The organism is Chryseobacterium sp. HNCC26DJ239 (assembly GCF_057180445.1).
Window position 1 is genome coordinate 438,175 of record NZ_JBXUGJ010000002.1, and the last position, 16,980, is coordinate 455,154.

Annotated in this window: 17 protein-coding genes; 11 read left to right on the forward strand and 6 right to left on the reverse strand. The window is 33.1% G+C overall.

What is annotated here, in order from left to right:
• The 4 genes from AC2A1D_RS05750 to AC2A1D_RS05765 are packed head-to-tail and all read left to right on the forward strand — an operon-like array spanning position 1 to position 5,621.
• Positions 1–1,938: a transglutaminase-like domain-containing protein gene (locus AC2A1D_RS05750; protein WP_484042675.1), complete on the forward strand. Its 1,938-nt coding sequence runs from the start codon at positions 1–3 to the stop codon at positions 1,936–1,938.
• 2 nt (positions 1,939–1,940) lie between these two features.
• Positions 1,941–3,845 carry a hypothetical protein gene (locus AC2A1D_RS05755; RefSeq protein ID WP_484042676.1) on the forward strand — a complete coding sequence of 635 codons (1,905 nt, stop codon included), beginning with the start codon at positions 1,941–1,943 and terminating at the stop codon, positions 3,843–3,845.
• A gap of 58 nt (positions 3,846–3,903) precedes the next feature.
• Positions 3,904–4,725 carry an RsiV family protein gene (locus tag AC2A1D_RS05760; RefSeq protein ID WP_484042677.1) on the forward strand — a complete coding sequence of 274 codons (822 nt, stop codon included), beginning with the start codon at positions 3,904–3,906 and terminating at the stop codon, positions 4,723–4,725.
• Between the two features lie 5 nt (positions 4,726–4,730).
• Entirely contained in the window at positions 4,731–5,621 is an 891-nt protein-coding gene (locus tag AC2A1D_RS05765; protein ID WP_484042678.1) for a diacylglycerol/lipid kinase family protein, read from the forward strand.
• Between the two features lie 288 nt (positions 5,622–5,909).
• Here AC2A1D_RS05765 and AC2A1D_RS05770 read toward each other — a convergent pair whose 3' ends face one another.
• The 4 genes from AC2A1D_RS05770 to ggt all read right to left on the reverse strand — a co-directional run bounded on the left by AC2A1D_RS05770 (position 5,910) and on the right by ggt (position 9,654).
• The gene (locus AC2A1D_RS05770) at positions 5,910–6,257 is read right to left on the reverse strand and encodes a cyclic nucleotide-binding domain-containing protein (protein WP_484042679.1); all 348 of its coding nucleotides are present in this window, start codon (positions 6,255–6,257) and stop codon (positions 5,910–5,912) included.
• Positions 6,258–6,278: 21 nt separating this feature from the next.
• Positions 6,279–6,491, reverse strand: coding sequence for a hypothetical protein (locus AC2A1D_RS05775; protein ID WP_484042680.1), 213 nt, complete (start codon positions 6,489–6,491; stop codon positions 6,279–6,281).
• 65 nt (positions 6,492–6,556) lie between these two features.
• Positions 6,557–7,834: a dicarboxylate/amino acid:cation symporter gene (locus tag AC2A1D_RS05780; RefSeq protein WP_484042681.1), complete on the reverse strand. Its 1,278-nt coding sequence runs from the start codon at positions 7,832–7,834 to the stop codon at positions 6,557–6,559.
• Between the two features lie 134 nt (positions 7,835–7,968).
• Positions 7,969–9,654: a gamma-glutamyltransferase gene (gene ggt, locus AC2A1D_RS05785; protein WP_484042859.1), complete on the reverse strand. Its 1,686-nt coding sequence runs from the start codon at positions 9,652–9,654 to the stop codon at positions 7,969–7,971.
• A gap of 93 nt (positions 9,655–9,747) precedes the next feature.
• Here ggt and AC2A1D_RS05790 point away from each other — a divergent pair, with 93 nt between their 5' ends.
• Together AC2A1D_RS05790 and AC2A1D_RS05795 are read left to right on the forward strand one after the other, a co-directional pair.
• Complete coding sequence (locus AC2A1D_RS05790; RefSeq protein ID WP_484042682.1) at positions 9,748–10,710, forward strand: NAD-dependent epimerase/dehydratase family protein; 963 nt, start codon at positions 9,748–9,750, stop codon at positions 10,708–10,710.
• 86 nt (positions 10,711–10,796) lie between these two features.
• Positions 10,797–11,549, forward strand: a complete 753-nt coding sequence (locus tag AC2A1D_RS05795; RefSeq protein WP_484042683.1) for a polysaccharide deacetylase family protein — start codon at positions 10,797–10,799, stop codon at positions 11,547–11,549.
• A 152-nt stretch (positions 11,550–11,701) separates the two neighbouring features.
• Here AC2A1D_RS05795 and AC2A1D_RS05800 read toward each other — a convergent pair whose 3' ends face one another.
• Together AC2A1D_RS05800 and AC2A1D_RS05805 are read right to left on the reverse strand one after the other, a co-directional pair.
• Positions 11,702–12,907 carry a metallophosphoesterase gene (locus AC2A1D_RS05800; protein WP_484042684.1) on the reverse strand — a complete coding sequence of 402 codons (1,206 nt, stop codon included), beginning with the start codon at positions 12,905–12,907 and terminating at the stop codon, positions 11,702–11,704.
• Positions 12,908–12,971: 64 nt separating this feature from the next.
• Positions 12,972–14,039, reverse strand: coding sequence for a 3-oxoacyl-ACP synthase III family protein (locus AC2A1D_RS05805; RefSeq protein ID WP_484042685.1), 1,068 nt, complete (start codon positions 14,037–14,039; stop codon positions 12,972–12,974).
• A gap of 101 nt (positions 14,040–14,140) precedes the next feature.
• On the opposite strand from AC2A1D_RS05805, the gene AC2A1D_RS05810 reads away from it, so the two are divergent.
• The 5 genes from AC2A1D_RS05810 to AC2A1D_RS05830 all read left to right on the forward strand — a co-directional run bounded on the left by AC2A1D_RS05810 (position 14,141) and on the right by AC2A1D_RS05830 (position 16,937).
• Positions 14,141–14,710, forward strand: coding sequence for a hypothetical protein (locus AC2A1D_RS05810; RefSeq protein WP_484042686.1), 570 nt, complete (start codon positions 14,141–14,143; stop codon positions 14,708–14,710).
• A complete protein-coding gene (gene ubiE / locus AC2A1D_RS05815; protein WP_484042687.1) occupies positions 14,707–15,438 on the forward strand; it encodes a bifunctional demethylmenaquinone methyltransferase/2-methoxy-6-polyprenyl-1,4-benzoquinol methylase UbiE in 732 nt (243 codons plus the stop codon). The genes AC2A1D_RS05810 and ubiE overlap by 4 nt, the downstream gene beginning before the upstream one ends.
• Before the next feature lie 3 nt (positions 15,439–15,441).
• On the forward strand, positions 15,442–16,224 hold the full coding sequence (gene porT / locus AC2A1D_RS05820) for a type IX secretion/gliding motility protein PorT/SprT (RefSeq protein WP_484042688.1): 783 nt from the start codon (positions 15,442–15,444) through the stop codon (positions 16,222–16,224).
• 123 nt (positions 16,225–16,347) lie between these two features.
• On the forward strand, positions 16,348–16,650 hold the full coding sequence (locus AC2A1D_RS05825) for a hypothetical protein (RefSeq protein WP_484042689.1): 303 nt from the start codon (positions 16,348–16,350) through the stop codon (positions 16,648–16,650).
• Entirely contained in the window at positions 16,650–16,937 is a 288-nt protein-coding gene (locus tag AC2A1D_RS05830) for a cell division protein ZapA (RefSeq protein WP_484042690.1), read from the forward strand. Before AC2A1D_RS05825 ends, AC2A1D_RS05830 begins: the two co-directional genes overlap by 1 nt.
• Positions 16,938–16,980 lie beyond the last annotated feature (43 nt).

The following is a 16,980-nucleotide window of genomic DNA, read 5'->3' on the forward strand; positions in this document are numbered from 1 at the left end:
ATGAAAAAACTAATGATCACTTTAAGCTGCGTTTCTGCAGCTTTTCTATATGCTCAAAAGCAAGAATTTTTAAAAATGCCGAAGTTTGCGATTGAAGATTTAAAAAAATCTAAATCTGACATCGATGAAAAAGCTCCTGCCGAAATTCTTTATCGTTCCGTGCATTATAGAATTGATAACTCATCCGGAGATTTACTTAAAGAAATTGCGTATCGAATAAAAATATATGATAAAGACAAGGTAGAAGATTGGTTAAACCTTGAAATTTCTCTTTATGATGATAATATCGGAAATAAAGAAATTTTAAGGTCAATGAAAGCGTTTGTTTACAATCTTGAAAATGGTAATATTGCTGAAACTAAGGTTGATAAAAGTTCAAAATTCAAATCGAAAGACAGCAAATATATTACAGTAAACAAATTTGCATTTCCGAATGTGAAAAATGGTTCGGTAATCGAATATAAATATGAGGTAAGTTCTCCGTTTGTTTATGAAGTTCCAATGGCTTACATTGAGCTCGATATTCCTTCAGAATATACAGAGTATGTTTTTGATTCTCCAGTTCAAATGTCTTATAATGTTGATTTTACAGGAAGTCTTGCTCCAAAATATCGCAAGGTTGAAGAAGTAACTCTCTATGGAAGTTCTACAAAAACCTATCGTTTTGCATATGAAGATTTAAAACCTTTTAAGGGAGAAAGTTTTGTGAAAAACGCAGATAATTATCGTACAAAGATTAGAGCCGAGCTCCATTCAACTTATTTTAATAATAATTTGAAAACATACACATCAACATGGGAAGATATCAGAAAAAAGCTTTGGGATCATGAAGATTTTGGTAATCAATACAGAAAAGACCGTATTGCAAAAGATATTCTTTCTACTGAAATGATTGCTGAAAATGATGAAATGAAAAAGGCGCAAATGATTCATAATTATGTTAAAAATAATTACACATGGAATCATAATAACGGGTATTATACGGAAAACGGAGTAAAAGATTTAATTAGAACCAAGACAGGAAATGCAGCTGATGTAAATCTCTTACTTCTCAATATGTTTAGAAGTGCAGGCTTAAAAGCGTATCCAATTTTGGTTTCCACTGTTAAAAATGGTCAGGTAAATATTACGTTTCCTAATCTAGGAAATTTTAATTACGTAATTGTTTGCGCAGAAGCCAAAGGACAGTTATATCTTTATGATGCAACTTCAAAGCAATCTTCAGAAGGTATTTTGCCATCAAGAGTTTGGAATAATACAGGATTGTTGATAAAAGACGATAAAGCAGATGTTATCACATTAAGCAATGTAAAAATGTCTTATAGTAATCTTACTACCAAAGCTAAGATTAATGAGGATGGAAGTGTAAGCGGAATATATGAAGACCGTGATGTAGGTCTTTTTGCTATGAACGCCAAAGAAAATTATGATGAAAATCCTGAAAAATACAAGAAACAATACAAAGAAAACTTCTCAGTAGATTTTACCGATATTAAAACGAATCTTCTGGATAACGGCGATTTTGAAGCTAAAATGTCTTTCACTTCTAATAATATGATTGATAATATTGGGAAAAAGAAAATTTTCAATCCGCTTTTGTTTTTACATTCTAATTCTAATGATTTCGACCAAACGGAAGAAAGAAAGTATATGATTGATTTTATTTCGCCAGTTACAAAAACTAAAACTGTAGAAATTGAAATTCCAGAAGGATATGAAGTTGCAGATCTTCCTAAAAGCAAAAGAATTGTAACAGAAGATAAACAAATTAGCTACTCTTACATCGTAGAAAAAACAGATAAAAAAGTTACGGTAACTTCTCAATACAAAATTGCAAGCGCCGATTATCCTAAAGAATATTACCCTGCCTTCAAGCAAATCTGGAAAACTATTTCCGATAGCGAAAACCAGGTGATGAGTTTAATAAAAAAACAATGATTATGAAAAAGATTTTTCTAGTTTTTTGTTTTGTTTCGGTACATGTTATCGCTCAAAATTTTGTAATTGATCCTGGAACAACTGAAGAGGAAGTTAAAAAAACAGCTTCTTTAATAGATAAAAACGCAGAAGCGGAAATATTATATACAAGAACTTTTTATGATATAAATTCTGATTTTCATGTTAGTAAAACGGTTTTTACGAAGGTGAAAATATATAAGAAAAATAGAGCTGAAAATTGGCTAAATGTGAATATTCCAGTAAGGGATGGCCAGACAATAAATAATTTTGTTGGTAAAGTAAGCAATTGGAAAGATGGAAAGGTTGAAATTGTTTCTGTGGATAAACAAGAACAGCTAAAGGAAAATTTAGTTAAAGGTTTGAAGATTTTTAAGCTCGCATTTCCTTCTGTGAGTGATGGTTCTGTATTAGAATACGTATATACTGTTGATAATGCAGGAGGTATGAAAATTATTGAGAACTTGGAATTCGATATTCCTGTTGTCTATAAATTGTTTATGATGGAGTATCCTGAATCGTTGTTTTATAATTTTATTCATACAGCAAAAACCATTACACCTACCCAAAAGACAAGTAAACCTGTTATGCGGGCAGGAGGAAGTCATATGGAACTTCAGATGCTTTACGAAAATATTTTGCCTGTTAAAAATGAAGATTACATAAAAAATATAGATAATTATAGAGCTAAATTAACTCCAGAGGTAAGATCAATTGATACAAAAAATTATTGGTATACTACCTCAGAAAATTGGACAGAAGCTACTAAAAAACTTCATCAAAATGATACATTTGGTTTGTTTTTGAAGGCTAATGTTAGCGATGTTTTTCCTTCTGAGATAAGAGCGATTACTGATCAGAAAACTAAAGCCGATAAGATTTTTTCATTTGTAAAACAGAATTATAAATGGAACCAAGAAAATTCAATTTTGGCAAGCCAATCTTTTAAGCAATTTTTAAAACAAAAAGGAGGAAATAGCGCAGATATAAATCTTTTCTTAATTAATCTTTTTAGAAATTTGGGGTTACAATCGGATCCTGTATTGATTTCTACCGTGTCAAATGGGTTGCTTAATTATCTTGTTCCAGATTTGGGAAATGTGGACAAGGTCATTGCTTCGGTCAAAATTAATAATAGCTATTTTTTTTACGATGCTACTTCCTTTGCTTCACAAGCGAATGTTTTGCCAGAAGAAGATTGGAATTATAACGGAGTATTGGTTTTACCAAAAGAATCAGCAGATATTTCTTTTTCTAATACTTTTTTAAGTAAGTCTGAAGAAAAAATAAACTGTAAAATAGATATTCAAAATTCAAAAGTTTCAGGTGAGTTTAAAAAAAATAGCTCAGGAATGTTTGCAATTTCAGAGTATGATGAATTTGATAATAATCGTTTAAAGTACAATGATTATTTTAAGGAAAAATACCCCTTGAAAATTTCCAACGTAAATTCAGAACTTCTTAAGAATGGGAGTTTTGAATCTACTATACAATTTTCTTCTGAATCTTTAATAGATGTTGTTGGAAGTAAAATAATTTTTAATCCTCTGTTATTTTTAGTAGGTACTGAAGAAAATTTTAATCAGACTTCGCAGCGTCAATTTGATATAGATTTTCCATCACCTATTAATCGATCTAAAATTATAGAGATTGAAATTCCTGAAGGTTATAAAATAGATATTTTACCGAAAAATAAAATATTAGAGACTGATGATAAAGAGATTTCTTTTAACTACAAAACTGAAATTGTTGATAATAAAATTAGGATAACATCGAATATTTTAATCGCAAGTACAAGTTATCCAAAGGAATATTATCCTATTTTCAAACAAATTTGGAAAACCATTGCGAGTACAGAAAATCAAGTAGTAAGTTTAACTAAGAAATAATTTTCGCAAAACCATTCATTTTGAATGGTTTTTGCATTCATCTGCAAAATATCATTTTATGAAAAAATCAGTTTTAGTTTTTGCGGCAATGGCAAGCATGTTTTTCGTTTCATGTAAAAAAGAAACAACAACAGAAAAAACAACCAATGTTGCAGTAGTTTCCAAAAAGTTTGTTGTAGATTCTATTTTTGTAAAAGATTCTTTGAAGGTTAGTGAAAAACTCAATATAGAATATAGTTCTGATGTTTATGTGTACCCTTCCATAGAAAAGAAAGCGCTTTTAGACAGTATTTATTTTATTTATAAAGGAATTTCAGATTATTCTAAAAAAGGTTTGCAAGAGTTTCTTCAGAAAAATAAAGATCACTATTTTAATGAAACAAAATCACAAAGCAAAGATTGGATTGCGGATTTACAGTATCATCAAAATTGGTATACAAGCTTTAAGATGAAGCAGATTTCGCATCAAAACGATTTTTTACAGTTAGAATATCTTTCTTCTGCATATGAAGGCGGTGCGCACGATAATTATTGGTTTTCAAACCGTGTTTTCGATTTGAAAAATGAAAAAAAACTCGTTCTCTCTGATATTACAACTATGCCCAAGGCGAAATTGTCTCAAATTCTCAGAAAAAATTTAGATAAAAAACCTAGCGGAACTACCGATTCTAAAGGTGATGTTAAAAACTCAAAAATGCTGTTAGTGGAGGTTATTGAACCGAACGAAAACTTTTATTTTGACGATAAAAATCTGTATTTCCATTACAGTCCCTACGAAATTGCGGCTTTTGCAGCGGGAGATATTGTGATTCCGGTGTCTTGGCAAGATTTAAAAGGAACTTTAAAACCAGAGTTTATGAGCCGACTAAAGATTAATTAATATTAATGCTTCCCAATCAGGAAGCATTTTTTATTTTTGCATTAATGGAAAAAGTAGCTTTCATCATCAATCCTTTTTCGGCGAAAAAGAATTATCAACCGTTTTTGAACGAGTTGAAATCTAAAATCGTAAATCCTCTGTATTACATCTCAGATTCTATTGAGGGAACGGATAGGTTTATCCATGAAAACTTTGAAAATATTGATGTTTTCGTAGCCATTGGAGGAGATGGAACCATTTCTACTGTGGCGAGTAATATTATTAATTCAGAGAAAATTTTGGCAATTTTTCCGGCAGGTTCGGGAAATGGTTTTTCAAACGAAACGCAATTCAGTAAAAATTTAGATGAGCTTTTGGAAAAGATTAAAGCTAAAAATTCTAGAAAAATAGACACGTTTACGGTGAATGACAAGCTTTCTATTAATGTTTCAGGAACTGGTTTTGATGGTAAAGTGGTGAAGGAGTTTGAAAAAACGACTCGTGGTTTCAAAAATTACATTAAAGTTACGCTGAAGACTTTTTTCAGCTATAAACCTATAAAAATTAAATTTTTCGACGAAAAATATAAAGAGCATAACGGTAAATATTTAATGATAAATATTGCCAACACAAGACAATTCGGTAACCACGCTTACATTGCTCCGATGGCGAGTAAAAGTGATGGTTTGGTGGATATGGTTTTGGTGAAAAAGTTTCCGATTACGTATTCGCCACTTTTCGCTTATCGCATGTTTACAAAAAAGCTTAAAAGTGATGACTATGTTACGTACATCCCGATTTCAGAGATTGAATTTAAAGTAAATACCAAAAATTGGCATCTTGATGGTGAGTTTAATAAAATAAAATCTCCGATTCGCGTTAAAGTTCAGCCCTCAAGTTTAAGGATATTGGTGTAATTTTTAAAAGAAAACCTCACACATCATTCAATGTAAGACTTTTAAATTAATTTATTGCATTTTATTGCAAAATTTATCGACAAGATGGCTAATTAAAACAAGTCACTTATAATAATAAAAAAATTCGTGCACAATATTTTGTGCACGAAGAAAAAATATTTTTTTTTCATAATCATTTGCGTTCAGGTTTATTTATTTGTGTTTTTTTTACCGTGAAGATGAAATTTTCACAAATTTAGATTCTCCTTGCTTAAAACACACTATGCAAATGTTAAGAAATGATGGCCTTTAGCTTTTGTTTGCTCTAATTCTTGAAATAGTAACTGGAGAAACATTAAATCTCGATGCGATATGTTTTAGAGGAACAACTTGTAAAAACCTTGGAAATTGCTGTTCAATTAAGGAATAATTTGCTTTTGCATCATTATCAACCATCAAATTGGTCATGTAAAAAATGTAGATTAAATATTCTTCTACTATTGAAACACCAAATCTAGCCCAATCGTGATATGTAGTATATAAATGTTTTAAATCTTCAGTTTTAATAAGAAAGACTTCTGAATCTTCATATAAATGAATGCTATAAATACTGGGAGTGCCAAATTTATAACTTGAAAAATCTGTTATGAATTTCATTTCAGGCTCTATCCACATAGTTTATTCTTCACCATTTTCTTTCATTTGGTAAGCTCTGCTAATGGATTTTTCTGCAATAAAAACCCCTTTCGCAACTTCTCCCGCTTTTATTAGATATTCTCCTGCAGAAAATTGCTGTAATTCAAATTTTTCTAAGCCTTTTTCTAATATTTCAGGATTAAAATCGGGCAAGTAATAAAGAATTTTCTCTCTAAGTTTATCTTTAAAATTCATCGCAATTTATTTCACTTGTATAAACTCAAAAGTAAGAAAATTTAAATATTTGATTTTTAGTACGTCTAAAGTTCAAGTTTTTCCTCTATTTTACTAGGATTAGCTAAGCAATATTGTAATTGTTCTTTATCGAGTTGTTTCTCCCAATTGGCAACGACAACTGTCGCTACAGAGTTTCCTATAACGTTTGTTAAAGCACGACATTCACTCATAAATTTATCAATTCCTAAAATTAAAGTCATTCCCGCAATAGGAATTTCCGGAACAACGGCTAAAGTTGCGGCTAATGTTACAAAACCAGCTCCTGTAACTCCTGCAGCGCCTTTTGAGCTTAACATTGCAACTAAAAGTAACATCAACTGTTTTTCTAAAGAAAGGTCGATATTTAAAGCTTGTGCAATGAATAGTGAAGCCAAAGTCATGTAAATATTGGTTCCATCTAGATTGAAAGAATATCCAGTCGGGACAACCAGTCCAACAATCGCTCGAGAGCATCCTGCTTTTTCCAGTTTTTCCATAATTCCCGGAAGAGCTGACTCGGAAGAACTTGTTCCTAAAACCAAAAGAAGCTCTTCTTTTAAGTAAACCATCAGTTTAAAAATATTAAACCCGTTGTACCATGCAACAGCCCCCAAAACTAAAGTTACAAATAGGAAAGAGGTGATGTAAAAAGTTCCGACAAGAAAAATTAAATTGATAACAGAGTCAAGACCGTATTTCCCGATGGTGAATGCCATTGCTCCAAAAGCCCCAATTGGAGCCAGTTTCATCAACATGTGAACGATTTTGAAAATAGGAGCAGATAAAACTTGTAAAAACTCGGTTACTTTTCCGCTTTTTTCTTTGGTTAGAACTAATGCAACTCCCATTAAAATGGCTACCAAAAGTACCTGTAAAATATTTTCTCCAACCAACGGACTAAACAATGTTTCAGGAATGATATTCATGATGAAACCTGTTAAAGTGGTTTCATGAGCTTTTTGTTGATATTCAGCAATGTCGCCCGAAAGAGTAGCAGGGTCGATATTTAAACCTTCACCTGGCTTAATGAAATTTCCTACGATTAAGCCAATAATTAAGGCTAAAGTAGAAAATGTAAAAAAATAAATCATTGCTTTTACGGCAATTCTTCCTACTTTTTTAAGGTCGGTCATGTGTGCGATCCCCAAAGTAAGGGTAATGAAAATGACCGGCGCGATAATCATTTTCACGAGTTTAATAAAACCATCTCCTAAAGGTTTCATTTTTTCGCCCAGTTCGGGATAGAATTTTCCTAATAAAATCCCTAAAACAATGGCTACAATTACCTGAAAGTATAAATGTTGATAGATTTTCTTTTTCAAAATGAAGTATTTTGGGCGAAAAATAAGAAAATTTGATTTAAAACTGTATTGATTGGGTGAATAAATTCGGCGGAGCCTTTGGCTCCGCCGAATTTATTCTCATCAAAAACTTTAAACCTAAAACTTCAAACCTTTTATTCCACAGCAACAGAATCATCACCTCTGCCATCTGCAACCGCATGAATTTCTCCGTTTTCATCAATCAAAATCATTTCTACACGTCCCAATTGTCCCCATCTTTCAGATTTGTAACCTAAATTATCAAGTTTTTTAATGGTAGATTCTGGGAAGTTTTTTTCAAAAGCAACCCATTCAGGAAGCCATTGATGATGAAATTTCGGACTGTTTACGGCTAGATTTGCATTCAATTTAAAATCCAAAACATTTACTATAGATTGAAAAACCGAAGTCGGAATTGTCGTTCCTCCTGGTGTTCCAACAACCATGAAAGGTTTTCCGTTTTTCATTACAATTGTTGGTGTCATAGAAGAAAGCATTCTTTTTCCGGGTTGTATTTCGTTGGCTTTTCCGCCAACGGCGCCAAACATATTGGGAACTCCTGGTTTTATAGAAAAATCATCCATTTCATTATTAAGGAAAAATCCGGCGCCAGAAACAACGACTTTGCTTCCGTACAAGCCATTTAAAGTTGTGGTTACAGCGGCAGCGTTTCCATCTTTATCAATTACTGAAATGTGAGTAGTTTCTGTTGATTCTTTCGGCATGGAAACTACTTTTCCAACCTCAGAACTTGGGGTTGCTTTGCTAAAAGAGAAATTTTTCCAGCGTTCTTTTAGGTAAGATTCGGAAATTAAATAAGAGGTTTTGTCATCAATAAATTGTGGGTCGCCCATGTATTCTGCGCGGTCTGCGTAAGCTCTTCTTTCAGCTTCCACCATAATTTGAACGGCTTCTGGAGAGTTTAGTTGATATTGTTCAAGATTTTCAAAAGAAGACATTTTGAGCATTTGTGCCAAAAGAATTCCTCCGCTGGAAGGCAAAGACATTGAAATAATTTGGTTGTTTTTGTAAGAAAATTGCAAGGTTTTTCTTTCTAATGCTTTGTAGTTTTTAAGGTCGTTTAAGCCGATAATTCCATTTCCGTTTTTCATTTCATCAACGATGAGTTGTGCGGTTTTGCCTTCGTAAAATCCTTTTAAACCTTCTTTTTGAATTCTCTTTAAAGTTTCTGCCAATTGAGGTTGAATTAAAATATCCCCTTTTTTCCATTCAGAATTTTTAATAAATGCAATGGCGTTTTTATTGTGTTTTTCAAAATATTGTTTTTGGCTGTTTAAAAGTGAAGCTTCTTGTGAGGTAATAGAAAATCCTTTTTCAGCTAAATCAATTGCAGGTTGAATAAGTTTTTCCATCGGAAGTTTGCAATATTTCAACGTGGCATAAAAACCGGCAACAGAACCTGGGATTCCAACTGCTAATCTTCCATTTTGAGATAAATCTGTGTTGGCTTTTCCATTTTTGTCGAGATACATATCTTTTGATGATTTTTGGGGCGCAGTTTCCCGATAATCGATGCTAAAACTTTCGCCATTATTTTTTACACCCACCAAAAAACCGCCTCCACCAATGTTTCCGGCTTGTGGATACACCACAGCAAGAGCATACTGTGTTGCTACAACCGCATCATAAGCGTTTCCGCCCATTTTCAGGATTTTTGCACCGGCTTCACTCGCTAAAGGATGAGCGCTTACCACCACGCCTTTTTGCGAAACTTTTACTTCCTTTACAATGTTGATGTCTGTGTATTGCGCTGAAAATGAATATCCAAGCAATAAAATAAAGTAGGCGATTTTTCTCATCATTAAATTTTAAGGTCTAAATTACACTTTTTGTTTTATGGAAGTATCTAAAATATTTACTTTTGCCTTCAGTCTATAAATAAAAAGTAAATAATGGAGTCTTTTACAGAAAAAATACTTATTACAGGTGCTTTAGGGCAAATCGGAACGGAGCTTACCAACCGTCTTGTAGAAATACACGGTGCTGAAAATGTAGTAGCATCGGGTCTCGACAGATATCAAAAGGGGATTACTTCTGCCGGATATTACGAGAGAATGGATGTTACCAACACTCAGTTGGTAAGACAGGTGATTCAGGATTACGAAATCACGACGGTGTATCACCTGGCTTCACTTTTGTCTGGAACTTCAGAAAAGCAGCCAATTTTCGCTTGGAAACTTAATCTTGAACCTCTTCTTCATTTTTGTGAATTGGCTAAAGAAGGGTTGCTTAAAAAGATTTTCTGGCCAAGTTCTATCGCTGTGTTTGGGAAAGGAATTCCTAAGCATGATGTTGGGCAAGATGTAGTTTTAAACCCTACAACAGTGTACGGAATTTCTAAAATGGCGGGTGAAAAATGGTGTGAATATTACTTCGACAAGTATGGAGTAGATGTAAGAAGTATTCGTTACCCTGGTTTGATTTCTTGGAAAACTCCTGCAGGTGGAGGTACTACAGATTACGCAGTAGAAATTTTCTACGAAGCGATTGAAGAAGGGAAATACACAAGTTTCATTTCTGAAGATACAGGAATGCCGATGTTGTATATGGATGATGCTATTAACGCAACTTTGAAATTAATGGATGCTCCGAAGGAAAATGTAACCGTTCGTTCGTCTTATAATTTGGGTGGAATGTCTTTCACACCGAAAGAATTGGCGGCAGAAATTAAGAACGAAATTCCAGAATTTGAAATTGATTATAAGCCAGATTTCAGACAGGCAATTGCAGATTCTTGGCCTGCTTCAATTGATGATTCTGTGGCGAAAAAAGATTGGGGATTGTCTTACGATTTCGGAATTTCTGAGATGACTAAAGACATGATTAAGAACCTTAAAGTAAAATTGAATAAATAAATTAGTAGTTAAATTTAACTTTAATTAAAAGTGTTTTTAACGTCTGATTTTTAAATAATTATAAATTTTATCTAAAATTAAGTTTAATGATTTTGTTAACCTTTAATATCGTAAATTCTACTGCTGAAACCGAAAAGTCGGCAGGAATTTCTCTTCAGGAAAGACTGAAAATTACGGAAGGAAATACGAAATCTATTTTACATATTTTAGAACATTATGATACAAAAGCAAGTTTTTTTATTGAAGTTTCTATCGTAGAAAAACTGCAAAATTTAATAAAAGCAATTTCGGCTCAAGGGCACGAAATTGCTTTTTATAATGAAGACGCAACTCTTGAAAAAATTGAGCAAGTAAAAAAGCAAACTCAAGATTTTTTAGAAAAACAAATCAGAGGAATTCGACAAAAAAATTCTAATTATTCGTTGGAAGATTTGAAAGCTTTAGAATTTACTTACGTCTCGAATGTGGAGCATTCTAATATTCTTTTTCCTTTTAAAAGATTAAAAAGAGATACAGAAATTGTTGAAGAAAACGGGGTAAGTATTGTACCGGAAAGTATCTCGCCTTACAGTCAATTACCGTATAATGATTTTGTGTTTCAGGCTTTGCCGATGCAGTATTATCAAAACATGGTTTTTGAGACGTTGAAAAACGAAGAATTCGTCTTGATTTATCTCAACACTTGGCAATTTACCGATTTTAAAAAATTTGGCTTAAAAATGCCTTTTTACAGACGTTATAATTCGGGCAAAAAAATGGAGGACAAATTACATGACCTCCTTTCTTGGATTAACGAGAAGGAATTAGCGACTTCCCGCATGAAAGATTATATTTTTTAGTTTTCGGGATTCGGGATTCGGGATTCGAGATGCGAGTTTCGGATTTCGAGATTCGTTGCAAAAGTTAAAAATACTGAACTTTGTATTTCTTATTCCTTGTTCCTTATTTTGTAACACGTAACAGGTAACACGTACCTCGTAACACGCACCAATTAACTCAACTCAAAAAGTGTAATTTCAGGCAAAACACCGACTCTTCCAGGGTACGCCAAAACACCAAAACCTCTGTTTACGTACAGTAATTTACCTTCACTTTCGTATAAATCTGCCCATTTTGGGTATTTATATTGAACGGGCGACCATTTTACGTTTTTCAAATCTAAGCCAAATTGCATTCCGTGTGTATGTCCTGCAAGTGTTAAATGAACGTTTCCTGGATGTTTTTTTACGACAGCATCAAAATGAGAAGGGTCGTGGCTCATTAAAATTTTTGGAGCAGATTCTGGGATATTTCCTAAAGCTTTATCTAAATCGCCATATTGTGGAAACGGTTTTAAACCCCAGTTTTCAACGCCTAAAATGTATAATTTGTCCCCGTTTTTCTCGATTACACGGCTTTCGTTTCTAAGGTTTTCAAAACCTGCTTGTTTTTCATATTCAACAAGGGTTTTTAAGTTTTCAGATTTTTCTTCTTTAGATTTCCAATCTACATAATCTCCGTAATCGTGATTTCCTAAAGTGGCTAATTTTCCATCTTTCGCTTGGATGGTAGAAAAAAGAGGAATGAATGGTTTGAATTCTTCGGCTCTGTTGTTTACCATATCGCCTGTAAATAAAACTAAATCAGGTTTTTGCTCATTAATTAAATCAATCGCGTGTTGTAGTTTTTCGGGATTGTCGAAACTTCCGCTATGAACATCAGAAATTTGAATGATTTTATATCCTTTAAAGCTTTTACCCAATCCTGGGATTTTCACTTTTACCTTTCTTACTTTGTGGCGGTATTTTCCTAGTGTAATTCCGTCAACAAATAAGGTAGAAAGTGCTCCTCCTAAACCTAGACCTACTAGACTTAGGAATTTTCTTCTTTCAGGAAAGAAATTTTCGCCAGGTTTTGTAAAATTGAAAAGAAAAGTTCCTGTTCTGAAAAGATCATCAATCAACAAAAATAGGACGACAAATAATTTCGGTAAAATAAAAACCAAAAATAAAGAAACAACCACATGAAGTCGGGTAGGATCCTTATCCGAACGAGACATGTTGGAGATTTCGTACGCGAAAACTCCGTAAACAGTTAGGGTGATTGCCCAATACGCAATTCTTATCCAAAAATTATCGGTAAGTGTTCTTACTGCTTGGTAAATATATACTTCCAGAAATAGAAATATCGCGGTAATGATTAAAAAATTCTTCTGCATAAGTCTAAAAAAAGCACAAAAGAGATAACCTTTGTGCTTTTATATTTTTAATTAAAATTAAATTTTAAGGAAATCTGTAAACGATAGCATTAATGTTCATTCCGGCTCCAACCGAAGTCATCACAATGTTACCTTTTTCTTTAAACGATTGACCTTCCATTTTTCCTTTAATTATTAAATCGTACATAGTAGGAATGGTTGCAACAGAAGAGTTTCCAAACTCCTGAATTGTCATTGGAGAAATTGCGTGGTCGTATTCTTTAATGTCGTAAAGTCTGTGAAGTCTTTCAATCATTGCATAATCCATTTTTGCATTTGCTTGGTGAATCAATACTTTGTTGATGTCTTCAATAGAAAGACCTGCGTCTTCAATAGTTTCTTTAATCGCAACAGGAACGTTTTTTAATGCGTACTCGTAGATTTTTCTACCCTGCATTCTTACGAAAACTCTGCTTTGATCTGCATCTTTGTTAATTGATGAGCCGTTTGCTAAATATTCCAACTCCGGTCCGTTATCGCAGATGGTATTGTGTGCAATAATTCCTACATTTTCTTCGTCGGTTGCGGTAACAACAACTGCACCAGCTCCATCAGCAAAAATCATTCTGTTTCTGTCGTGCGGATCAGTAACTCTGCTTAAGGTTTCAGCACCCACAACAAGGATGTTTTTTGCCACGCCAGCTTTTATAAAATGGTTAGCTAAAATCATAGCTTCTACCCAACCTGGGCAACCAAACATCATATCGTAAGTGATGCACTTTCTGTTTTTAATACCTAATTTATTTTTTACGCGAGCTGCCATATTCGGCATGAAATCGGCGTATCCGTTTACGGTAACTTCACCAAAATTACTTGCGTAAATAATATAATCTAAAGTTTCTGGATCTATTTTTGCGTCTTCAATAGCGATTTTAGCAGCTTCGTAACCAATTTTAGAATTGCTTAGATCGTCTTCAATAAACCTTCGGTTTTCAATTTCTGTAATCTCTACAAATTTTGAAATAGTTTCTTCTGCAGGCTTGTCAATTTTTTGTCCGTCCTCTGCGTAAAATTCAGAATCTAAGAAATAATCTCTACCGATAATTCTGTTTGGAAGATAAGATCCTGAGCCGATTATGATCGTATTAGGCATTATTTTATATAATTTTTTTGAGGTTGCAAAGTTAATAATTAATATTAATAAGAAAGAATTAAAATTATTATTAAATTTGCAAAAATTGTACTTTACATTCTATGAAAAATAATCCTTCATTAAAAGGTCTTTTGATTGCATTGGTGGCGTTTATAGGAGCCTTTGGGATTTATTTCTTTTTTCTGGCGAAGAAAAATTATTATGTTGTAGACAACCCAACTCCCAAAACTTTTTACTTTAAGATTAATAATGGCAACGAAAGCGTTATTTCTGCAGGACAAACTGTGCCCGTAGATCTTGAAAAGGGTAAAAACAGCATTAAGGTTTTCGACCAAAATAAGAAATTAATATACGATTCTGCATTCGAGGTGAATAAAGTTAGGGGGTTAATTAATCTTGCCCATCAAGATTATTACATAAATGAGCAATTTTATGGGTACAACCTAAAGAAAGATTCATTACTTTTGGCACTTGATAAGACTGTGATTGATGGTAAAGCATATTTTGGAGGTGCAAAACGTTTCAATAAGCTTTATTCTGAAGATTTTTATTACAATGTAGATGAAGAGTATGACAAGCTTATCAAGAATGTACAAAAAGTAGAGTCTCGCTCAAAAATTTTTAGAAAGCAAGATTACCTTAATTATTATAACGAATATTACAAGTTTTGACAAAAGATATCAACGAAGTAACGCCTTACAACTCGGAGGCTACGAAGAAAAGCCAGGTGGAGGATATGTTTGATAATATTGCTCCGAAATATGATTTGCTGAACCATGTACTTTCAATGAAAATTGATGTTTTGTGGAGAAATACTTTGGTAAATTGGATGAGGAAAGATGCTCCGCAAGAAGTTCTCGATGTAGCAACAGGAACTGGAGATTTGGCAATTGCTGTACAAAAAGGAACGCAAGCAAAAGTGGTAGGTTTAGATTTATCGCAACAAATGTTAAATGTTGGCGTTATTAAAATAAAAAAACTTAAATTAGACGGCAAAATTTCTATGCAGAAAGGCGATGCAGAGAATCTTCCTTTTGAAGATAACAGGTTTGATGCGGTGTCTGTAGCTTTTGGAGTAAGAAATTTTGAAAACCTTACCAAAGGTTTAGGTGAGTTAAGACGAGTAGTGAAAGAAAACAAAAGTGTTTATATTCTAGAGTTTTCAAAAGTTGAAGGGTTTATGGGGCCATTATATATGTTTTATTTCAAAAACATTTTGCCGGCAATTGGCAGATTGGTTTCTAAAGACAACAGGGCTTATACTTACCTCCCAGATTCTGTGAACGCTTTCCCGTTTGGTGAAAAGATGAAGCAGATTCTTTTAGATACAGGATTTAAAAAAGTTGAATATAAAAAACTAAGTTTAGGTATAGCCACAATTTATAAAGCAACAAAGTAACCTATGAATAAATTTTTATTAAAAGCACTGGTTTTTGCCTCCGTAAACATCGCAGTTTTTGCAGATGCACAATTTAGAACCCGTAACAGAATGGATAGAAATGAAAGTTTCGACCAGCAAAAAGTAAGTTGGGGTTTTTATCTTAATGGCAACATGCTAGATTACCACCTCAATTTAAACCCTACCTATGGTATGGATGGGAATACAAGTCTAGTTACTTCAAAACCAAGCTATAGCTTTGGAGCAGGGCTTATCGCAAAAGTTAGAATCAACGATAATTTGGACCTTAGAATGGAACCAGGTTTACAGTTTGGACAAAGACAAATTGTGTTTTATACCCAACCCAATGATAAATATAAGGAAGGAACTTTAACAAATGCACCTTTCAATCCAATTGGCTTAGCTGAAAAAGATACTCATAGAGACATTAAATCTACTTTAATTGATGTGCCTGTTTTAATAGAACTTCATGGGGACAGATGGTATAATTCAAGACCATACGTCGCAGCGGGTGTTAATTATATTGTAAATCTTCAGTCAAACTCAAGTTCTACAGAAGATAACTTACAGGGGGTTTTCAGATCTACAACGCATAACTTTGCATGGTCTGCAGAGATGGGAATTCAGTTTTATTTCAATAAATTTAAACTAACTCCGGCTGTAAGAGGTACATTCTTTATGAATAATGAAATTGTAGCAGATAATGCAACAACTCCTCCTTATTGGACAGCGGCGATGTCTACATTACAGACAAGAGCAGTGATGTTTGTACTTAAATTTGAATAATTTAATTAAATGATAGTAAGGGAGATACAGAAATGTGTCTCCTTTTTTTGTTTTAAACCTAAATATCCTTGTTTTTAATCATTATTTTGCTATTTTTGTGAGTAGTTAGAATAGTAACCTGAAATGCTTCAAGAATTAGAAACTCAATTTTCGGAACTGGAAAAAAAGATTCAGAATCTTCACAAAAGTTATCAGAATCTTTCAGAGAGATTTTCAGAATTAAATGCCGAGCATAATGAGCTGAAGAAGAGATATGATGAGGAAAGAAAAAAGAATCAGGTTTTAGCAGAAGAACAGAAAAATATAAAATTGTATTCCGCAATATCAGGAAATCCTGAACACAATAGACTCATGAAAAACCACATCAATAGATTGGTGAAAGAAGTAGACTTTTGTATTGCACAGCTTCAAAACAGTGGATTGTAATGGACGTAAGAAGAATTACCATTAATATTGCAGGAAGAGTATATCCTCTGAATGTACCCGCAGCTGAAGAAGAAACGTTGCGTAAAGTAGGGAAGCAGATTGAAAATATGATTAAAGATTTTGAACAGAATTTTGACGTAAGAGATAAACAAGATGCTTTAGCAATGTGTGCCCTAAAACTAGGAACCAATGCTGAAATGCTTGCTCTTACCAACGAAAAAAATATAAAGTCTGCCAACGAAAGATTAGTGAAAATTAATCAAATGTTGGAAGATTCCGGGAAATAGATTTTTTTTCCTGACAAACCACTGCCTACAATAATTCTAACAC

Bases quoted from the DNA above. Each gene is read 5' to 3' on its own strand.
- AC2A1D_RS05770 (WP_484042679.1), bottom strand. From the start codon at position 6,257: ATGAAATTCATAACAGATTTTTCAAGTTATAAATTTGGCACTCCCAGT.
- ggt (WP_484042859.1), bottom strand. From the start codon at position 9,654: ATGAGAAAAATCGCCTACTTTATTTTATTGCTTGGATATTCATTTTCA.
- AC2A1D_RS05760 (WP_484042677.1), top strand. From the start codon at position 3,904: ATGAAAAAATCAGTTTTAGTTTTTGCGGCAATGGCAAGCATGTTTTTC.
- porT (WP_484042688.1), top strand. From the start codon at position 15,442: ATGAATAAATTTTTATTAAAAGCACTGGTTTTTGCCTCCGTAAACATC.
- AC2A1D_RS05765 (WP_484042678.1), top strand. From the start codon at position 4,731: ATGCTTCCCAATCAGGAAGCATTTTTTATTTTTGCATTAATGGAAAAA.
- AC2A1D_RS05775 (WP_484042680.1), bottom strand. From the start codon at position 6,491: ATGAATTTTAAAGATAAACTTAGAGAGAAAATTCTTTATTACTTGCCC.
- AC2A1D_RS05755 (WP_484042676.1), top strand. From the start codon at position 1,941: ATGAAAAAGATTTTTCTAGTTTTTTGTTTTGTTTCGGTACATGTTATC.
- AC2A1D_RS05790 (WP_484042682.1), top strand. From the start codon at position 9,748: ATGGAGTCTTTTACAGAAAAAATACTTATTACAGGTGCTTTAGGGCAA.
- AC2A1D_RS05805 (WP_484042685.1), bottom strand. From the start codon at position 14,039: ATGCCTAATACGATCATAATCGGCTCAGGATCTTATCTTCCAAACAGA.
- AC2A1D_RS05810 (WP_484042686.1), top strand. From the start codon at position 14,141: ATGAAAAATAATCCTTCATTAAAAGGTCTTTTGATTGCATTGGTGGCG.
- AC2A1D_RS05800 (WP_484042684.1), bottom strand. From the start codon at position 12,907: ATGCAGAAGAATTTTTTAATCATTACCGCGATATTTCTATTTCTGGAA.
- AC2A1D_RS05795 (WP_484042683.1), top strand. From the start codon at position 10,797: ATGATTTTGTTAACCTTTAATATCGTAAATTCTACTGCTGAAACCGAA.
- AC2A1D_RS05750 (WP_484042675.1), top strand. From the start codon at position 1: ATGAAAAAACTAATGATCACTTTAAGCTGCGTTTCTGCAGCTTTTCTA.
- AC2A1D_RS05825 (WP_484042689.1), top strand. From the start codon at position 16,348: ATGCTTCAAGAATTAGAAACTCAATTTTCGGAACTGGAAAAAAAGATT.
- AC2A1D_RS05830 (WP_484042690.1), top strand. From the start codon at position 16,650: ATGGACGTAAGAAGAATTACCATTAATATTGCAGGAAGAGTATATCCT.